The organism is Priestia megaterium (assembly GCF_041941685.1).
Taxonomy (GTDB): Bacteria; Bacillota; Bacilli; order Bacillales; family Bacillaceae_H; genus Priestia; species Priestia megaterium_C.
In genome coordinates, this window is sequence record NZ_CP130958.1 from 441564 (window position 1) to 460000 (window position 18437).

Here is an 18437-nt window from a genome sequence, read left to right on the forward strand (position 1 = left end):
GAGGAGAATTTTTGTTAGAGTCGGTTTTACTTTCTTTAATTGAAGCGCTAAAACAGCTCTCTTATTTTGGCTTAATTTTAGCATTAACGTTTGAATTTGTCCCGGCAGAGCTTGTTTTACCTTTAGTAGGGTATTGGGTGTACCAAGGTGATATGAACTTGTATCTGGCTATCCTTGCAGGTACAGTAGGCGGTGTTTGTGGACCGTTGACTCTTTATGCACTGGGACGTTACGGTGGACGACCGCTGGTTTTAAAATATGGAAAATACTTTTTGGTGAAAGAAAAAGAAATTGACGCCGCCGATCGCTTTTTTAATAAGTACGGCAGCGGGGTTGCTTTTTTTGGACGCTTTATTCCAGGAGTGCGCACGGCTATCTCTTTTCCGTGCGGGATGGCAAAAATGAATGTATGGCTGTTTTCTATTTATACATTTGTTGCGATGCTTCCAGTAACGGCTATTTACGTATATTTAGGATATAAGTTAGGACCTAAGTGGAAAGAGGTGGGGCCGATTGTGTCTCAATATATGCAGCCTATTGGAATCGGAATTGTTGTTTTAATTGCATTGTTTTTTATCATTAAATATGTGCGGAATAAACAAGTAGGGCAGAGCTGATAAATCGAGGAAAAGAGTGAGGATATGTCAGAGCATGAGCAGTTAAGAGTAGAGTTACGAAAAATTGAAAAGTGGGAGAAAGACCAAAAAGGACTTTTTTTCTGGGAGCGGCTGGCTCGCTTGCCTTTTTCAGCTTTAGATAAAGTAACGCCAAAGTTCATTCATCAAAAAATAGTAAAATTATTAGATGAAATTGCTAAGTATGTTGATAATGGAGGCCAGTATTTAGCTAATACGTCTGCCACGCTAGAAAAAGCATCAGCACAATTACAAGAAAAGAAACAGCTTTCTATAGAGGATATTCAGCATTTATCTCTGCAAGAAATGGATGAATTGGCAGAGTATTTTATTGAAGTCCGAAAAAAGAATGCACAGCTGCAAGGAGCTACAACCGGGGTAGGCGGGATTTTTACACTGGCGATTGATGTTCCTTTTGTATTAGGGCTTACACTTAAGACACTGCAAGAAGTGGCTGTTTCTTATGGTTACGACCCCACTGAGCAAGAGGAACGAATTTTTATGGTCAAATGCATGCAGTTTTCGTCTTCTGACATTGTAGGGAAACGTGCGATTTTAGAAGAATTAGCAAGCGGAAATCGAACGCAGAGCTTGCAGCAGCTGCAAGGGTGGAGAGAAGTGTTTCTAACCTACAGGGACAACTTTGGCTGGAAAAAGCTGTTCCAAATGATTCCTATAGCAGGAATGGTATTCGGGGCTTATATTAACAAACAAGCGATTAATGATATAGGCGAAGTTGGAATGATGCTTTACCGTAAAAGACGTATTTTGGAAAAAGTATCACAATCGCAAAAATAAAAAGAGACTGGTACGAAAGTATTTTAGTTGAAGAAAGATCCGAACGAGTTTGATTCTTGGTTGAGAATCAAATACGTTCGGATTTTTTCATTGGTATAGTAAATGTAGCTTTCATGTGTTTAGTTGCTTCTAGCTGTTGATTGGAGGGCAAGGCGAAGACTCCTGTGGAAAAAGCGGAACAGATGAGACCCCGCAGGAGCGCAAGCGAAGAGGAGGCTCACCGGCCGCCCGTGGAAAGCGAAGCCTTGCACGGAAATCAACAGCGGTGTAACGAGTGATTCATACTAGATCGTTTACCTTTTTGTTCGTGTTTAGATGGGATTGATTTGCTTATATCTCAATTACTTTTTTTCGACATTATTTCTGGGGAAATATGTCGAGGTGTGCTAAGTCTATTTCCTTAATCAAAATGAAAAGTAGGAATGGTAATAGTATTTTTTCGTCTAGCAATCAGTAAATAAATAATTCCGATTACACTCCATACAATACCGATAAATAAGGATGTTGTTTCTAAGTTAAGCCACATAAAAAATAAAAATAAACTGCCCAGTAAAGGCATAAGTACATATGAAATATATCCACTGAGAGATCGTTTGTTTTGATGAATAAAATAATGGATAAAAACCGCTATGTTCACTGAACTGAACGCAATTAAAGCACCAAAATTAATTAAAGAGGTAGCTTTTTCAAGAGACAGACCTAGTGAAATTAAAGAGAGGCCACCAATAATCACCACGTTCCAAATAGGCGTCTTTGTTTTAGGGTGAATATAGCCAAAAATTCTCCGAGACAGATAACCATCTTTCCCAATTGCATAGAGAAGTCTTGATGCACTCATATGTGAGACAAGTCCAGAAGCAATAGTTGAAGTCAAGGCTGCTGCTACAAAAATAGATTGAAAAAGCTGGCCGCCAATTTTATAAGCAATTTCCGCTGATGCACCTTCTAAATCATGAAACAAAGAGGCTGAAGGGAAAAGAAGCTGAGCAAAGTAAGAAACTGTGATAAACAAGGCGCCTCCCGTACATGCAATAATGAGAATCCCTTTAGGAATGGTTTTCTCAGGCTTAAATGTTTCTTCGGCCATGGTGGTTACAGCATCAAATCCTAAAAAAGAAAAGCATAAAATAGCTGCTCCGTTTAATAACAGAGATATAGAGGCCGATTCACTTATAAACGGTTTAAATGATAGCTCTTGGCCTTGAGTAGTAGCACTTAAAATAATAAAGATAATAGCGACTAAAATTTGAAAAGCAACTAATAGCGTACCAAAAGAAACGGTTAAATGAACGCTAAAAATATTCATTATGGTCATGATGACAACAAAGCTGATAATCCACACGGCCTTTGGAACACCTGGAAACAGAGAGCTTAGGTAAATATTTGTCAAAAGTGCATTGATCATTGGCAGAAATAGATAATCAAGAAGAGCCGTCCACCCTACCAAAAAACCAATGCTTGGATTCATTACTTGCTGTGCGTATGTATAAGAGGAACCAGCTCCGGGAAAAGCTTTTACCATTTTTCCGTAACTAATGGCTGTAAATAAAATAGCAATCAACGTGAATGCATAAGCGCCTGAAACATGTCCATCTGTTGATTCAGTTACAATGCCAAATGTATCAAAAACGGCCATAGGTGCCATGTAGCCTAAGCCTATCACGGAGAGCGTAAAATATCTTGTGTAAATGAATAAATACAAAAAGGAAGACCTTTTCTTGTAGAATTAAGTCACCACAACCAATTCAAAGAAAGAAGGTCTTCCTATGAATCAGTTTACAACAGATCTTGTTCAAGCTCTAGTCCAAAAAGAAGATGTGACGGAAATTTTCCGTTCTCACTTAGAAAATGCGGTTAATACGCTCTTAGCGAGCGAATTGACAGCTTTTTTGGACTACGAAAAATATGACCGTATTGGATTTAATACCGGGAATTCACGAAATGGTTCGTACGAACGCACACTGCACACAGAGTTTGGAGAACTTCATCTCGTTATTCCTCGTGATCGGAATGGCGACTTTAAGCAACAGACGGTGGCTCCTTATAAAAGAGCCAATGATACGCTTGAAGCGTTTGTTATTCATATGTTCCAAAAGGGCGTAACGACTGCTGAAATTGCCCATTTGATGGAGCGCATGTATGGTCACCATTACACACCTCAAACCATTTCAAATATGACAAAGGTGATGTCTGAACAGGTAGAAGCATTCCGAGATCGAACGTTGTGTGCACGCTATGCGTGCGTTTATTTAGACGCTACATATATTGCTTTAAAACGGGATACAGTGTCTAAAGAAGCTGTCTATATTGCCGTTGGCATTCGCGAAGACGGTTCAAAAGAAGTGCTTGGCTATACAATCGCTCCTAACGAATCCGCCTTTGTCTGGAAAGAACTTTTAGAAGACATCAAATCTCGTGGCGTAGAGGAGATTCTGTTGTTTATTTCCGACGGGTTAAAAGGAATCTCAGACAGTGTTTTTTCTATCTATCCAGCTTCTTCTTATCAAACATGCTGCGTCCATCTTTCACGGACGATTGCTCATAAAGTTCGTGTATCCGATCGAGCTGAAATCTGTGAAGACTTTAAATCTGTGTACCGTGCAGAAAGCCTTGAAATGGGCCAACAGGCCCTGCATTCGTTTATTGAAAAGTGGAAATCTAAGTATCCAAAAGTGACAAAACCATTGCTCAATAACCCTTATTTGTTCACGTTTTATCACTTTCCTAAGTCTATTTGGCGCAGTATTTATTCGACCAATCTCATTGAATCTTTTAATAAACAAATCAAGAAATATAGTAAGCGTAAGGAACAATTCCCAAACGAAGAGTCACTTGAACGCTTCCTCGTTTCTCAATTTGACCAGTATAATCAGCGCTTTGCCACAAGATGTCACATTGGTTTTGATCAAGCTCGCGCAGAGCTACAAATGATGTTTAAAACAAACTAGTGAGTAACGTCTATAAGAAAAGGAAATTCGTATTTACACAAAATTATTGACGGTCCCCTATCACGACGATATGCCATAATTTTAGTTGTTTAAGAAGAGAAGGTTCATGATTCATATTTGTCATCCTTTCTATGTATAATCATTCTGCATTATTTATTATTATACTATATTGTTAGGTTTGTCATCTTTTTTTGAAAAAGAAGAGAAAATTGCGCGCTAAGAGATAAAGAGCGTTTAATTGATTACTAGATAAAGCAAAAAAATGCTTTTTTTCACTTTGATTTTTACCATTGAGTCTAGAAAGTATTTTACATAAAATGAAAGAAAGTAAAAAAGCTTCGTTTAGGGTGATCTACTTGTAATAAATACGAAAACAAATTTTGAATGCGGTTACATTTTTGTTGGTATACAAAGTTAAGAATGATGGTAAAGGAGATGAAGGAAGTGATTGCTACACCCTATATAAACTTGGAGATAAACAAGGCACCAGGTGTGCATGTCGTATTGGATGAAACAAAAAAAGATGGTGTTTATTTTATTAAATTAACGGTCAAGTCGGTTAAAAAAAGAATTCTTCCAAAAATGAAATTAAAATGGAGCGTTCCATTGTTAGATATCCAACTATATAAATCTTTACAAACTAGTAAGGGCGATGTGAGTGCCTCTTTTGTTCATTGTTTTATGAATAAGAATGGTTCTAACCGCTACACCATTGCATGTTCAGACATACGTCATCCTATTCTGTGTGCCCCCAATTGGAAAGAAATGTGTTTAGATGTAGAAATGACTTTATTTAGTGAAAGCACTTGGTCTCTTCATAGCTATGAAACTGAACTGCGAGTAGACACAAGAATGGTTGAAACAGAAGAGTTATTCAAAGATTTAGCGAAATGGTATGAGAGAAAAGAGATTAATCTAGCATCTGCTTTTGAGCATGCAACGGCAATAGATGAAAAAGGAAATGTCTCGTTAGATATTTGATGGTAAGGAGAGGAATAAAGTGGGAATCTTATTTAATGAACGTACAAAGGAATTTCACCTGCAGGGACGCGATGTAAGTTATATCTTTTCAGTGTTGAGAAACGGGCAGCTCGGTCACTTGTACTATGGAAAAAAGCTTAAGCACCGTTCATCTTTTCAGCATTTTTTACGTGTAGAAACAAGAGGAGCTAGCGCTTCGGTATATGAAGGAGAACTAGCATTTTCTCTTGAAACAATCAAACAAGAGTATCCTTCTTATGGAACAACAGACTTCAGAGAGCCAGCCTATCAACTTCTTCAGCAAAACGGAAGCCGAATCACAAATTTTGAATACGATAACCATAAAATTTACAAAGGCAAGAAGCCATTAAACGGCTTACCTGCTACATATGTAGAAGAAGAAAGTGAAGCCACAAGTGTAGAAGTTGAACTGATTGATAAATTGCTCAATGCATCACTTATTTTAACGTATACCGTTTACGAAGACCGAAATATTATTACACGTCACGCACGATTTGAGCATAGAGGAGAAGAAGCAGTCGATATTTTGCGTATCATGAGCGGCAGCATTGATTTGCCTACATCAAATTATGAGATGGTTCAGCTTTCCGGTGCGTGGATTCGAGAAAGACACGTGAAAACACGAATGCTTCAGCCTGGTATTCAAAGTATTTCTAGTGCGAGAGGTACAAGCAGCAGTCAGCAAAACCCATTTTTAATTTTAAAGAATCCAGCTGCAACTGAACACAGTGGAGAAGCGTATGGTTTTAGTCTTGTATACAGCGGAAACTTTCTTGGACAAGTGGAAGTAGATCATTATGATGTATCAAGAATAACGATGGGCATTCATCCTTTTGATTTTCAGTGGCGACTAGAAAGGGGACAAACTTTTCAATCACCAGAACTAGTACTGGCTTATTCAACTAATGGACTAAATGGCCTTAGCCAAGAGTATCATGAGCTTTATCGCAAGCGTCTTGCTAGAGGAAAATGGCGGGATTTGGAGCGGCCAGTTTTAATTAATAACTGGGAAGCTACATATTTTGATTTTAACGAAGAGAAAATTGTACATATTGCCAAAGAAGCGCAAAAGCTAGGCGTTGAACTTTTTGTATTGGATGACGGCTGGTTCGGTAAACGTAACGATGATACAACTTCTCTTGGAGATTGGTTTGTAGATGAAAATAAGCTTCCGGGCGGTATGAAGTCATTGGCTCAAAAAGTAACGGATTTAGGTATGGACTTTGGGTTATGGTTTGAACCTGAAATGATTTCAAAGCAAAGCAACTTGTATGAAAAGCATCCAGATTGGTTGATTCATGTGCCAAATCGTTATCAGTCTCATGGACGAAATCAATATGTGCTTGATTTTTCAAGAGAAGAAGTAGTGAATTATATCTATGAACGAATGGAAGCTATTTTAAGTGAAGCACCTATCTCTTATATAAAATGGGATATGAATCGAAATATAACGGAGATTGGATCTGTTGGGCTGCCCGCGAACCGTCAGTTTGAAGTAGTACATCGTTATATTTTAGGGGTGTATGATTTGTATGAGCGACTAACAAGGAAGTTTCCGGACATTTTATTTGAATCATGTGCAAGCGGGGGTGCTAGATTTGATCCGGGAATGCTTTATTATGCTCCTCAAGCTTGGACGAGCGATAATACGGACGCGATTGAACGTCTAAAAATTCAGTACGGCACGTCTTTTGCCTATCCAATCAGTTCAATGGGAGCACACGTATCAGCCGTACCAAATCATCAAGTACGCAGAGTAACAAGTCTAGAAACAAGAGGAGACGTTGCGTATTTTGGCGCATTTGGTTATGAGTTAGATGTTACGCTGATGACAGAAGATCAAAAAGAAACCGTAAAACAACAAATTCAGTATTATAAAAAACACCGATCTCTTATTCAAAATGGCATATTCTATCGTTTAAAAAGTCCGTTTGAACAAGATGGAAATGTGACGAGCTGGATGGTTGTTTCATCCGATCAAAAACAGGCAATCATCGGTTATTATCAAGTATTGTCTAGACCAAATCCTTCTTACGAACGCGTTGAGCTAAAAGGGCTTCATCCTGATTATGAATATACAGTGATGGAAACAGATCAAACAGCTTATGGAGATGAGCTCATGTACGCAGGTATTGCTCTAACTCATGAGTATCCGGGTGTTGAAGCATACGATGAAAAATCTGGAGACTTTGTATCGGTTATTTACACACTGCAAGCGCAATAAGCAAAAAGCCACTTCTATATCATAGAAGTGGCTTTTTGAGTTAACTATTATTTATACAGTGTTGACATAAAAGGAGAAGTAATGGTAACTTTTAGTTATAATTGTTAACTTTATATTTTTTTAGTTTACTAAAGTGGAGGGGAATCGATGGAAACCACAAGTTTAAGAGATTGGAAAGCACTTGCTCAGTCTATTATTAAAGGGAAAGAAATTACATATAACGAAGCGCTTCAACTTCTTCATGTACCGGATGAAGAAGTGTTAGAGGTCATGAATGCCGCGTACTTAATTCGTCATCATCATTATGGAAAAAAAGTAAAGCTTAATATGATTATTAATACTAAATCAGGTTTATGCCCAGAAGACTGTGGATATTGTTCGCAGTCGATTGTATCAGAAGCGCCGATTGATAAGTATGCGTGGTTAACAAAAGAGAAAATTGTAGAAGGTGCTTTTGAAGCTCAAAAAAGAAAAGCAGGTACATATTGTATCGTGGCGTCAGGCCGCCGCCCTACTGATAAAGAAGTAGCGCACGTAGTGGGAGCAGTAAAAGAAATTCGTCAAAAGACCGACTTGAAAATCTGTGCCTGTCTAGGGTTTTTAACAGATGATCAAGCACACGAACTAGTCGAGGCGGGTGTTCATCGCTATAATCATAATTTAAATACCCACGCTGATAATTACGACAATATTTGTTCTACGCATGGCTATGAAGATCGAGTCGATACGGTAAGTAAATCTAAAAAAGCAGGTCTATCACCTTGTTCCGGTGCGATTTTTGGAATGGGCGAGACAAATGAACAAGCCGTAGAATTAGCTTTTCAAATTAAAAAATTAGATGCGGATTCTATTCCGTGCAACTTTCTTGTTGCTGTTCCAGGAACACCTTTAGAAGACAAGAAGGCGTTGAAACCAATGCAATGCTTAAAGCTGTTAGCGATGATGCGTTTTGTAAATCCAACGAAAGAAATTCGAATTTCAGGAGGCAGAGAAGTCAATCTCAGATCGCTTCAGCCGCTTGGTTTGTTTGCTGCAAACTCAATTTTTGTAGGTGACTATTTAACGACTCAAGGTCAAGAACCTACAGCTGACTGGGGTTTAATTGAAGATTTAGGATTTGAAATTGAAGAATGTGCACTGTAAAGCCGTTGAGAAATCAACGGTTTTTTGATTTTCAGGCAATTTACAGGAACTATACGGTTTTTTTACAAAACTCAACAGCTTCTTTATATTTCCTTCATAAATAACCATTATTATAAAACATGTGAACGATAAGTGAATAGTTACTAAGGTTATGAAATTGAGAAACCACAAAAAACAATAGGTCTATATCAATACCCTATGCGTTTTTTGTGGTTTTTTGTGAATGAAAGGAAGGCATCGTTTTGAATAAGGAAGCAGATTTCTTACAACAGCTTGGTCAAGACCGTTTGATTGCATCCATTAAAAGCCCAAAAAATTTAGAGCAATTTTTAGAAACAGAGATCCAGGCCGCCTTTTTATTAACGGGCAATATTAGTGTGATTAAACGCTATGTAGATTTACTCAAACAGCATAATCGAACGGTTTTTTTACACGTTGAAAAAATTCCAGGGATTAGCTATGACCGAGAAGGGCTTAAATTCCTTGCTAAGTTTGTAAAACCTACAGGTATCGTAACCACTAAAAGTTCACTCATTAATTACGCAAAACAGGAAGGACTGGTTGCTATTCAGCGGCTGTTTTTAGTGGATACAGACGCAGTAGCACAAGGGTTAAAAACCGTTCAAGATATTAAACCGGATGCATTAGAACTAATGCCAGGATTGATTCCGGAGATGATAGAGAAAATCGTGAAAAAAACAAGTATCCCTATTATTACAGGTGGACTCATTCAAAATGAAAGCCATATCCAAGCTGCTTTAAAAGCAGGGGCTACGGCAGTTTCTACAGGGAAATCATGGCTGTGGAAAAAATATGAATGAGAGAGAAAGGAGCGTTTTTAATGAAAAAAGTAGAGTTAGTTAACGTTGGAAAGTCATACGATCAAAAAACAAATGTCATTCAAGATATTAACGTCACAATCGAACCTGGAGAATTCTTCGTATTAGTAGGTCCTTCAGGATGCGGGAAAAGTACAATGCTAAGAATGATTGCCGGATTAGAAGAAGTCACTCAGGGAGAATTATTAATTGGAGATGTAAAAGCAAATAAACTGCTTCCAAGTCAGCGCGATCTGTCCATGGTGTTTCAAAACTATGCTTTATATCCGCATTTGACAGTAGAACAAAATATTCTTTTTGGTTTGCATACAAAGAAAATTTCAAAGCAAGAACAGCAAAAGCGCTGCAGGGAAGCAGCAGAGATGCTTGGTTTAAGTGAATATCTAAAGAGAAAGCCTAGACAGCTTTCGGGAGGACAGCGTCAGCGTGTAGCACTTGCACGTGCTATTGTTACTCATTCGCCTATTTGCTTGATGGATGAGCCGTTATCAAACTTAGATGCGAAGCTGCGCGCGAAGATGAGGTCAGAAATTCGCCAGATTCAGCGTAAGTTAGGTATTACGATGATTTATGTCACGCACGATCAAACAGAGGCGATGACGATGGCAGATCGAATGATGATTTTAAATGGAGGAAATATTCAACAAGTTGGACGTCCGCTTGATATTTACAATGCACCAAAGAACACGTTTGTAGCATCTTTTATAGGTTCTCCCCCTATGAGTTTATCAAACGTTTCTATAGAAAATAACTTACTAGTTTTTGAAGATAGAAGAGCTATTTCTATGAGTACACCACACGGTAACCTTAACGGTAAAAAAGAAGTTGTGCTTGGAGTGAGACCTGAGCATATACAGCTTGCGACAAACGATAATACGAGTTTTATTGTGGAAGTAGATAATGTAGAAATTCTAGGCACGGAAACACTGCTTACATTTCATATGGGTGACAAGCAGTGGATGGCTAAGTGGAACGGTCAATGGACTATAAAGGTGGGAGAGCGAGTTCCTATTTTTATCGATCCAAAACACCTGTTTTTATTTGATGGTGATACAGGTTCATGCTTGCACTACGAACCATCAACAGAAGATTTAACTGTAAAGGGGGCATTTGTATGAGTGCTGTTACCAAAACAGCAGACTCACCTGTTTCTGTTTCAGCAAACCCAAAAGAAAAAAAATCAATGCCTACTATCATTGTTGGACTATTTTATTTACTGCCATCATTACTGTTATTTAGTGTATTTCTTTTCTACCCAATGATTAAGACATTGTATTTAAGTCTTTTTATTACGGACACACAGGGAAATCCCTTAAATTTTGTAGGACTGCAAAATTTCTTATATCTATTTACAGATCCGAACTTTTTACAAAGTATGAAAGCTACTTTTCTATTTGTACTCTACACAGTGCCTATTGGCTTAATTATTGCCTTATTCCTAGCGCTAATCGCAAATGAAAAGCTGAAAGGAATTGGTTTTTTCAGAACAATGTTTTCATCTACGATGGGAATGAGCGTAGCGGCTTCTTCTGTGATTTGGATGTTTATGTATAATCCGACAATCGGGGTTATCAATAAAGTATTAAACCTTGTAGGGATTCATGACGTGCAGTGGTTATTAGATCCCAAGTATGCATTGGTTGCTGTGTCTATCTCTACAATTTGGATGAACATTGGGTTTACCTTTTTAATTTTACTTGGCGGGTTACAAAATATTGATGAAAAGCTGTATGAGAATGCGCGTATTGCTGGAGTTAGCTATTGGTATCAGCTCCGTAAAATTACGCTTCCTATGCTTTCGCCAACGCTGTTTTTTATTATCACCGTTTCGTTTATTAACGCGTTTCAAACGTTTGGACAAATTGATATTTTAACAAAAGGCGGACCTACAGATTCTACGAACGTCATTGTTTATTCAATCTACAAAGATGCATTTGTAAACTACAATGTTGGTTCTGCAAGCGCTCAAGCTACAATTTTGTTTTTCTGTATTCTACTGGTTACGGCTCTTCAATTTAAGCTTGGAGAAAGGAAGGTACATTATCAATGAGCTTCACGAGAAAATGGACAACTTACTTGCTACTCATTGCAGCTACTTTAGTATTGATGTTTCCTATCCTATACGCTTTTTCCATTAGTTTTATGAGTGGAGCGGAAGTGTTAGAAGGGAAGATTTGGCCGTCATCTTTTTCATTTGAAAACTATCGGGACGCTTTTGAAAAAGTTCCGTTGCTTCATTATTTAATTAACAGTTTTGCTGTATCTATCTTTGTCATGGCCGGGCAGCTGTTAGTTTCGAGTTTGGCCGCTTTTGCATTTGTATTTATTAAATTTAAAGGAAGAGATGCTATTTTCTTTCTCTTTATTTCTACGATGATGATTCCATGGGAAGCAACGATGGTTCCTAACTTTTTAACAGCACAAAAGCTAGGATGGATTAACAATTATTTAGGATTAACGATTCCTTTTTTTGCTTTAGCGTTTGGGACATTTTTATTGCGTCAACAGTTTAAAACCATTCCGAATGAGTTATATGAAGCTTCTCAAGTTGCAGGGATCAGCCGCTTTCGTTTCTTTTGGAACGTCGTGCTCCCTGTGTCTAAAACAAGTCTAGTTACGCTTGGTGTATATAGCTTTTTAACAACATGGAATATGTATTTATGGCCACTATTAGTGACAAATACAGAGGATATTCGTACCGTTCAGATTGGTTTAAAGCAAATGCAAACACAGGAGATTTCAACTGATTGGGGAGTGGTTATGGCCGCTGTCGTTGTTGTAATCTTACCGACATTATTACTATTATTCCTAGGTCAAAAACGTCTTCAAAAAGGATTAACCCAAGGTGCAATTAAATAGGAGAGTGAATGTGATGAAAAAGATATTGGCTATCGTAACGGCATGCTTGCTAGTTATTCTAGGTGCTTGCTCAAATTCAACTGGTTCTTCGGAAGCGCAAGAAACAAAAAAAACAGCATCAGGTAAAACAGAAGTCGTATTTTGGCACGCTATGAGCGGTGACCTTGAAAAATCACTCAATAAAATTGTCGATGAGTACAATAAATCTCAGGATAAAGTTGAAGTAAAGCCTGTTTTCCAAGGAACGTATGAGGAAGCACAAACAAAGTTTAATACGGTAGCAGGAACAAAGGATGCACCTGCTATTATGCAAACGTTCGAAGTAGGAACAAAATTCATGATAGACAGTGGCAAGGTTCAGCCTGTTCAAAAATTTATTGATGAAGACCACTATGATACTTCACAGTGGGAGAAAAACATTTCGAGCTATTACCAAGTAGATGGAAAGCAATATTCAATGCCGTTCAACTCTTCAACACCTGTTCTTGTTTATAATAAAGATGCTTTAAAAAAAGCAGGGTTAGATCCTGAAAATCCTCCAAAAACGTATGATGAATTAAAGGCAGCTGCAAAGAAATTAACGGAAAAACAAGGAAATAAAACATTGCAATACGGTTTTTCAATTCTAAATTACGGATGGTTCTTTGAAGAGCTAGTTGCTTCTCAAGGCGGCTTGTATGTAGATCAAGAAAACGGCCGTAAAGGTGATGCTGAGAAGGCAGTATTTAATGGAAAAGAAGGACAAAACGCATTTAATTTAATCAATGATATGTATAAAGAAGGTACATTCTACAATGTAGGACAAAACTGGGATGATATGCGCGCAGCATTTCAATCTAAAAAAATTGCAATGTTCCTGGACTCATCAGCAGGTATTAAAACACTAGTAGACAATGCTTCATTTGATGTAGGCGTATCTTATATTCCTGTCCCAAAAGAAGAGGATCGCCAAGGAGTAGCTATTGGCGGAGCATCTTTATGGATGTCTAAAGGAATCAGTGATGAAACATCAAAAGCAGCCTGGGACTTCATGAAATATTTAGCAACACCAGAAGTTCAAGCAAAATGGCACGTAGAAAGTGGATACTTTGCAGTTAACCCAAAAGCGTATGAACAAGATATTGTGAAAAAAGAGTGGGAGAAATATCCGCAGTTAAAAGTAACGGTTGATCAGCTTCGTGAAACAAAGCCTACTCCAGCTACGCAAGGTGCTTTAATTTCTGTGTTTCCTGAATCGCGTCAAAAAGTAGTAACAGGGATGGAAAGCCTATATCAAGGAGTAAAGCCAAAAAAAGCGCTTGATCAAGCAGCAAAAGAAACAAATAGAGCATTAGAAGTAGCCAATCAAAAATAACGTATGATTACGAAGCTCGTCTTTCAAGTTATTTTGAGGACGAGCTTTTTACTTAGTGAATGACTAGTTAGGGGAGATAGAGGACAATGAATACTTCAATTGATCTTTATGCACATCGCGGCTTTAGCGGACGATATCCTGAAAATACAATGATTGCATTTGAAGAAGCTAGGAAAATGCAAGTTGCAGGTATTGAATTAGATGTACAATTAACAAAAGACGGGGAAATAGTAGTTATTCACGATGAACGAATTGACAGAACGACGAATGGAATGGGGTATGTTCAAGAATTTTCATACAAACAGCTGCGTTTATTCGATGCTGGCAGTTGGTATGACTCTCGTTTTTCTAAACAATCGATTCCGACATTAGTAGAAGTGTTTGAGTGGATGATGGACAAAAAGACAAAATTAACGGTGAATATTGAATTAAAAAATGACCGAATTTACTATCCAAAACTTGAAGAAAAAGTTCTTCGTCTAATCGATGAGTTTGATTTAGAAGATCAAGTTATTTTGTCATCTTTTAACTATGATAGCTTGGCTAAAGTGAGATCTCTCCATTCATATATACCAACAGGTTTTTTATTTGAAGGGGTGAGCGAAGATGCGATTGGAAAAGCAAAATCGATAGGAGCGCACCTACACTGTGATATGTCGTTTGCTCTTTCTTCATACGGGAAAAAAGCAAAGCAAGAGGGATTAGACTTACGGGTATATACAATTAATGAAATGAATGACTTTTTGAAGCTCCAGCAGGCTTCAGTAAAAGTAGTGATGACAGATTACCCTAACCGTTTTTCCTCTACCATGTTCAAAGGATGACGTAGAAAGAAGCCGGGACAAAAGTACTTGACCCACAGTGAAAAACGAACCCTTGATCAACATGTTTGATTAGTGGTTCGTTTTTTGTTGCGGTGAACGTGAGTTTCATCTGTTTCGTTCCTTCTAGCAGTTGATTGGAGAGCAAGGCGAAGACTCCTGCGGAAAAAGCGGAACAGGTGAGATCCCGCAGGAGCGGAAGCGACGAGGAGGCTCAGCGGCCGCCCGCGGAAAGCGAAGTCTTGCATGGAAATCAACTGCGGTGTAACAAGCGGTTCAGCTCATGTATCCCATTTGTTCGTCTTTAGGTTGGATTAAGTTCGTTATGTCTCAATCTCTTTTTTTTACAAAAAATATTATTGTATTCTGAATAGTATAAAATTTATATTGTGAAATTGTTTTATAGATGATATATTGAGAATAGATTATAATGTTCCTTATGAAAGCGAATACATGTTGCGTAGCTCCGCAAACGTTCATTTGCCGGTCCCTAGCATCGTCTGTTATCTCTTTTAGGAGGAATAAAAAATCATGTATGATCAAGATACTATCTATATTATTGGAGATGCCAAAGCTCCTCAAAGCAATCCGATTACTAAAAAATTCAATCAGTATTTTTTAGGGTTGGTAGTTGATAAAACAAATGGGAAAATTATTGATGTGGAATGCTCAGCGACGATTGAGTTGACCGTTCGATTTGTTCAATCGATTTTTATTGGACGTCACATAAGTGATCCCACCCTTATAGACGAAATTAACAGCCGCTATTTCGGGTCTTCCCAAAAAGCGCTGGTGGTAGCGTTTCATGATGCACAGAAAAAATATCAGCAAATAACAGCTGCTTTGTCTACATAGACCTAGACGAAATCCAGCCTGACGTTTTCAAACGTTGGGCTGGATTTTGTTTTGTATAAAAATATTTTCGTGGAGATGAAGGGGGAAGAATAAATGATTCAAGATGGATTTATGTATGTGAGTGTGTTAACTGCCTTTGCTGCGCTCATGGTAGGGATTGAAAAAAGATTTAAAGCCAATCGATTTTTTAAATTTATCCCGGGTATTGTACTTATTTATATAGGAGCTGCTCTTATGCAAACGGCTGGGTTATTTGGGGATAGCGAATCAAATGTCGCCATGTATACGGGTGTTAAAAATGCACTGCTTCCGGCCATGCTGATGCTTATGCTGTTAAAGTGTGATGTTCGAAGTGTAATTAAACTTGGTCCAAGAATGCTGGGAGGATTCATCGTTGCGGTTTTTAGCATAATGGTAGGTTTTATCCTCGTCTATGCCATCTTTAAGAATTTCTATGTAGAGGATACGTGGAAAGCTTTTGGTGCTTTATCAGGAAGTTGGACCGGAGGATCAGCTAACATGGTTGCTCTCAAGGGATTTTGGATGTTCCAGAAAATATATTTGGCTACGCTCTTATGATGGATACGATTAACTATGCCGTATGGGTTATGTTTATGTTTTGGCTTGTACCATTTGCATCTAAATTTAATAAATGGACAAAAGCAGACGTCAGCTTTATTGAGAATAGTATAGATGAAGTCGCAGCAACTTCTGAAAGCGAAAAAGAAGGCCCTCAGTTTCAGCATCTTCTTTATTTACTTGGTCTAGGTTTGTTCGTTTCGGCATTTTCTACATTTATCGGAGGGTGTTTGCCTGAAGTGGGAGCGGTTATTAATGCAACGAGCTGGACGATTATGATTGCTTCTGTGGTGGGTCTAGTGCTTGCTGTAACCCCAGCGGCAAAAATTCCAGGTACGCTCGATGTATCAAACGTTATGTTATACATCGTTGTAGCGTTAATTGCTTCTCAATCAGATTTTTCAAATTTAGCTCAGGCTCCTATTTACTTAGTATCTGGTTTTCTCATTATGTTCGTGCACTTAGTGATCATGCTGTTGCTAGCTAAACTATTTAAGTATGATTTATTTACGCTCGGAGTAGCAAGTTTAGCTAATATTGGTGGAATGGCGTCTGCTCCAATGCTTGCAGCTGCTTATAACCGTGCACTGATTCCGGTAGGAGTTATTATGGCTCTGATGGGTTCCTTCTTAGGTACTTATTTTGGTATGATGATCGCCAAAATTTTAGGGGCGATCTAAGAATAAACCAAAAGTACGTATGAAAGAATATTTGTGCTGAATCGAAAGGAAGCGATTGAAATGATAATTAAAGACATAACTGTAAAGCATCAAACCGTTCCACTGCTCGTTCCGTTTAAAACAGCGCTTCGAACAGCAACAGAGATAGACAGCATAAGTGTAGAGATTCAGTTAGAAAACGGAATAAAAGGAAAAGGAGCGGCTTCGCCAACATATGTTATTACAGGAGATTCTTTAGAAGGCATGCAAGCTGCACTTCAAGGACCTATTAAACTAGCGCTAATAGGGGAGGATATACGTCAGTTTCAAAAACTCTTAAAAAAATTCAAAGCTGCTGTATTCACAATTCAAGTGCTAAAGCAGCTGCTGATATCGCTTTGCATGATGCTTATACAAAGTTTCTCAACATTCCTTTATATGCTTTCTTGGGCGATAAGCAGCCTATCTCTACGTGTATGACGATAAGTGTTGATACACCTGAGAAAATGGCTGAAGACGCACAAAAAAGTGCAGCGGACGGATTTGACATTTTAAAAGTAAAGGTAGGTTCAATTCCTGAGCTAGACCTTGAGCGTATTAAACATATTCGATCTGTCATTCCGGATCATGTAAAACTTCGTTTGGATGCAAATCAAGGATGGACTCCAAAACAAGCAGTGCAATTAATTAATAAAATGGAAACTCTCAACTTTGGTATTGAATTGGTAGAACAACCTGTCCCTGCTCATGATTGGGAAGGGTTAAAGTTTGTGACTGAACGAGTAAACGTACCCGTTATGGCAGATGAGAGTCTATTTTCTGCCAAAGATGCATTAAGGCTTGTAAGCGGGCGGTACGTGGATCTTTTGAATATTAAGCTAATGAAGTGCGGAGGAATTAATGAAGCAAGAAAAATCGCAAGTATTGCTGAGGCGAACGGTGTTGCATGTATGATTGGAAGCATGATGGAACCATCACTTTCTGTGGGAGCAGCTGCTCATCTGGCAGCCGCTCATCCGAATATCACGTATTTTGACTTAGATGCTCCTCTTTGGCTTTCAACTGAACTGGATGTGTTAAAGTACAGCGGTCAAGAGGTTTTCTTATCAGATCTTCCTGGAATAGGAGAAATCACCGTTCCTATCTCAAAATAAAAGGATAGTAATATAGTAGAAGGAGAGAGACGATGAATATAAAACGTTGGCTTTTGACGGCAACAACAGTTATTTTAGCTACATTTGGGGTCAGTGCAGTTCCTTCTGTTCATGCTTCTGAAGAAAAAGAAACTGCTTATATAGATGTCGCAGCAGCTACTCTGTGGACAGCACCAAACATCTTGCGTGAAGTGGACGCTCCGTCAGCTACTAATCCTGTAGATATGAAAAAGTGGACCACATCGATGAATTTGAAACAGAAGCAGCAGTTATCTAGCGATGGGATGCTTGAGACACAAGCGTTATATGGAAACAAAGTAACGGTTTTAGACGAACAAGGAGACTGGGTCAAAGTAGCTGTAGACGGACAGCCTACTTCTCGAAATGAATTAGGATATCCCGGATGGATGCCTACTAAACAATTAACCTATAGCAAAAGGTACGAACAGTATGCAAAGAAGCCTTTTGTAATGGTGACGGCTGCGACTACTTATTTATATCATTCGCCTTCTTTGAAAAAGAAAGGTATTGAAGTTAGCTATAATACGCGCTTACCTCTTTTGGCAA

Annotated in this window: 17 protein-coding genes and 2 pseudogenes (1 of these 19 only partly in view); 18 read left to right on the forward strand and 1 reads right to left on the reverse strand. The window is 38.3% G+C overall.

The annotated features are described in order from the left end of the window. The first annotated feature begins 11 nt into the window (after positions 1–11). From Q5794_RS02435 to Q5794_RS02445, 3 genes are all read left to right on the forward strand, one after another. The gene (locus tag Q5794_RS02435) at positions 12–617 is read left to right on the forward strand and encodes a DedA family protein (RefSeq protein WP_033580865.1); all 606 of its coding nucleotides are present in this window, start codon (positions 12–14) and stop codon (positions 615–617) included. A gap of 24 nt (positions 618–641) precedes the next feature. Then, positions 642–1433 carry an EcsC family protein gene (locus Q5794_RS02440; protein WP_214987549.1) on the forward strand — a complete coding sequence of 264 codons (792 nt, stop codon included), beginning with the start codon at positions 642–644 and terminating at the stop codon, positions 1431–1433. Positions 1434–1569: 136 nt separating this feature from the next. Next, the gene (locus Q5794_RS02445) at positions 1570–1704 is read left to right on the forward strand and encodes a hypothetical protein (protein WP_268575901.1); all 135 of its coding nucleotides are present in this window, start codon (positions 1570–1572) and stop codon (positions 1702–1704) included. A gap of 129 nt (positions 1705–1833) precedes the next feature. Here the strand turns inward: Q5794_RS02445 and Q5794_RS02450 are convergent, their stop codons facing one another. After that, positions 1834–3135, reverse strand: coding sequence for an APC family permease (locus tag Q5794_RS02450; protein WP_374988655.1), 1302 nt, complete (start codon positions 3133–3135; stop codon positions 1834–1836). A 64-nt stretch (positions 3136–3199) separates the two neighbouring features. Between Q5794_RS02450 and Q5794_RS02455 the strand changes: the two genes are divergently transcribed. The 15 genes and pseudogenes from Q5794_RS02455 to Q5794_RS02525 all read left to right on the forward strand — a co-directional run. Further along, positions 3200–4381: an IS256-like element ISBame1 family transposase gene (locus Q5794_RS02455; RefSeq protein WP_374988656.1), complete on the forward strand. Its 1182-nt coding sequence runs from the start codon at positions 3200–3202 to the stop codon at positions 4379–4381. A 435-nt stretch (positions 4382–4816) separates the two neighbouring features. Beyond that, on the forward strand, positions 4817–5362 hold the full coding sequence (locus tag Q5794_RS02460) for a hypothetical protein (RefSeq protein WP_235569124.1): 546 nt from the start codon (positions 4817–4819) through the stop codon (positions 5360–5362). Between the two features lie 19 nt (positions 5363–5381). Then, the gene (locus Q5794_RS02465; RefSeq protein WP_374988657.1) at positions 5382–7607 is read left to right on the forward strand and encodes an alpha-galactosidase; all 2226 of its coding nucleotides are present in this window, start codon (positions 5382–5384) and stop codon (positions 7605–7607) included. 147 nt (positions 7608–7754) lie between these two features. Then, positions 7755–8750, forward strand: a complete 996-nt coding sequence (gene bioB, locus Q5794_RS02470) for a biotin synthase BioB (protein ID WP_082595722.1) — start codon at positions 7755–7757, stop codon at positions 8748–8750. Positions 8751–8992: 242 nt separating this feature from the next. After that, a complete protein-coding gene (locus tag Q5794_RS02475) occupies positions 8993–9571 on the forward strand; it encodes a glycerol-3-phosphate responsive antiterminator (protein ID WP_214987546.1) in 579 nt (192 codons plus the stop codon). Between the two features lie 20 nt (positions 9572–9591). Further along, on the forward strand, positions 9592–10707 hold the full coding sequence (locus Q5794_RS02480) for an ABC transporter ATP-binding protein (protein ID WP_374988658.1): 1116 nt from the start codon (positions 9592–9594) through the stop codon (positions 10705–10707). Further along, positions 10704–11639 (forward strand): sugar ABC transporter permease, encoded by a 936-nt coding sequence (locus Q5794_RS02485; protein WP_328246383.1) that lies wholly within the window; start codon positions 10704–10706, stop codon positions 11637–11639. The genes Q5794_RS02480 and Q5794_RS02485 overlap by 4 nt, the downstream gene beginning before the upstream one ends. Continuing rightward, the gene (locus tag Q5794_RS02490) at positions 11636–12448 is read left to right on the forward strand and encodes a carbohydrate ABC transporter permease (RefSeq protein WP_214987543.1); all 813 of its coding nucleotides are present in this window, start codon (positions 11636–11638) and stop codon (positions 12446–12448) included. Before Q5794_RS02485 ends, Q5794_RS02490 begins: the two co-directional genes overlap by 4 nt. Positions 12449–12461: 13 nt before the next feature. Next, complete coding sequence (locus Q5794_RS02495; RefSeq protein ID WP_374988659.1) at positions 12462–13802, forward strand: ABC transporter substrate-binding protein; 1341 nt, start codon at positions 12462–12464, stop codon at positions 13800–13802. Between the two features lie 86 nt (positions 13803–13888). Further along, positions 13889–14626, forward strand: a complete 738-nt coding sequence (locus tag Q5794_RS02500; protein ID WP_374988660.1) for a glycerophosphodiester phosphodiesterase — start codon at positions 13889–13891, stop codon at positions 14624–14626. A gap of 130 nt (positions 14627–14756) precedes the next feature. Continuing rightward, the gene (locus Q5794_RS02505) at positions 14757–14891 is read left to right on the forward strand and encodes a hypothetical protein (RefSeq protein ID WP_264295301.1); all 135 of its coding nucleotides are present in this window, start codon (positions 14757–14759) and stop codon (positions 14889–14891) included. Positions 14892–15154: 263 nt separating this feature from the next. Beyond that, positions 15155–15478 carry a DUF3870 domain-containing protein gene (locus tag Q5794_RS02510; RefSeq protein WP_028410335.1) on the forward strand — a complete coding sequence of 108 codons (324 nt, stop codon included), beginning with the start codon at positions 15155–15157 and terminating at the stop codon, positions 15476–15478. Between the two features lie 93 nt (positions 15479–15571). After that, positions 15572–16737, forward strand: a pseudogene (locus tag Q5794_RS02515) (DUF819 domain-containing protein). 60 nt (positions 16738–16797) lie between these two features. Beyond that, positions 16798–17870: pseudogene (locus Q5794_RS02520) on the forward strand (dipeptide epimerase). 32 nt (positions 17871–17902) lie between these two features. Continuing rightward, a protein-coding gene (locus Q5794_RS02525) for a C40 family peptidase (protein ID WP_328246388.1) crosses the window boundary here: on the forward strand, positions 17903–18437 show its 5' portion. The gene runs 479 nt beyond the window's last position; 535 of the gene's 1014 nt are visible here — the first part of the coding sequence; its start codon is at positions 17903–17905; its stop codon lies beyond the right edge, outside the window.

Excerpts from the sequence above, each read along its gene's own strand:
- Q5794_RS02490 (WP_214987543.1), top strand. The coding sequence starts at position 11,636 with ATGAGCTTCACGAGAAAATGGACAACTTACTTGCTACTCATTGCAGCT.
- Q5794_RS02495 (WP_374988659.1), top strand. The coding sequence starts at position 12,462 with ATGAAAAAGATATTGGCTATCGTAACGGCATGCTTGCTAGTTATTCTA.
- Q5794_RS02510 (WP_028410335.1), top strand. The coding sequence starts at position 15,155 with ATGTATGATCAAGATACTATCTATATTATTGGAGATGCCAAAGCTCCT.
- Q5794_RS02485 (WP_328246383.1), top strand. The coding sequence starts at position 10,704 with ATGAGTGCTGTTACCAAAACAGCAGACTCACCTGTTTCTGTTTCAGCA.
- Q5794_RS02455 (WP_374988656.1), top strand. The coding sequence starts at position 3,200 with ATGAATCAGTTTACAACAGATCTTGTTCAAGCTCTAGTCCAAAAAGAA.
- Q5794_RS02460 (WP_235569124.1), top strand. The coding sequence starts at position 4,817 with ATGAAGGAAGTGATTGCTACACCCTATATAAACTTGGAGATAAACAAG.
- bioB (WP_082595722.1), top strand. The coding sequence starts at position 7,755 with ATGGAAACCACAAGTTTAAGAGATTGGAAAGCACTTGCTCAGTCTATT.
- Q5794_RS02480 (WP_374988658.1), top strand. The coding sequence starts at position 9,592 with ATGAAAAAAGTAGAGTTAGTTAACGTTGGAAAGTCATACGATCAAAAA.
- Q5794_RS02440 (WP_214987549.1), top strand. The coding sequence starts at position 642 with ATGTCAGAGCATGAGCAGTTAAGAGTAGAGTTACGAAAAATTGAAAAG.
- Q5794_RS02500 (WP_374988660.1), top strand. The coding sequence starts at position 13,889 with ATGAATACTTCAATTGATCTTTATGCACATCGCGGCTTTAGCGGACGA.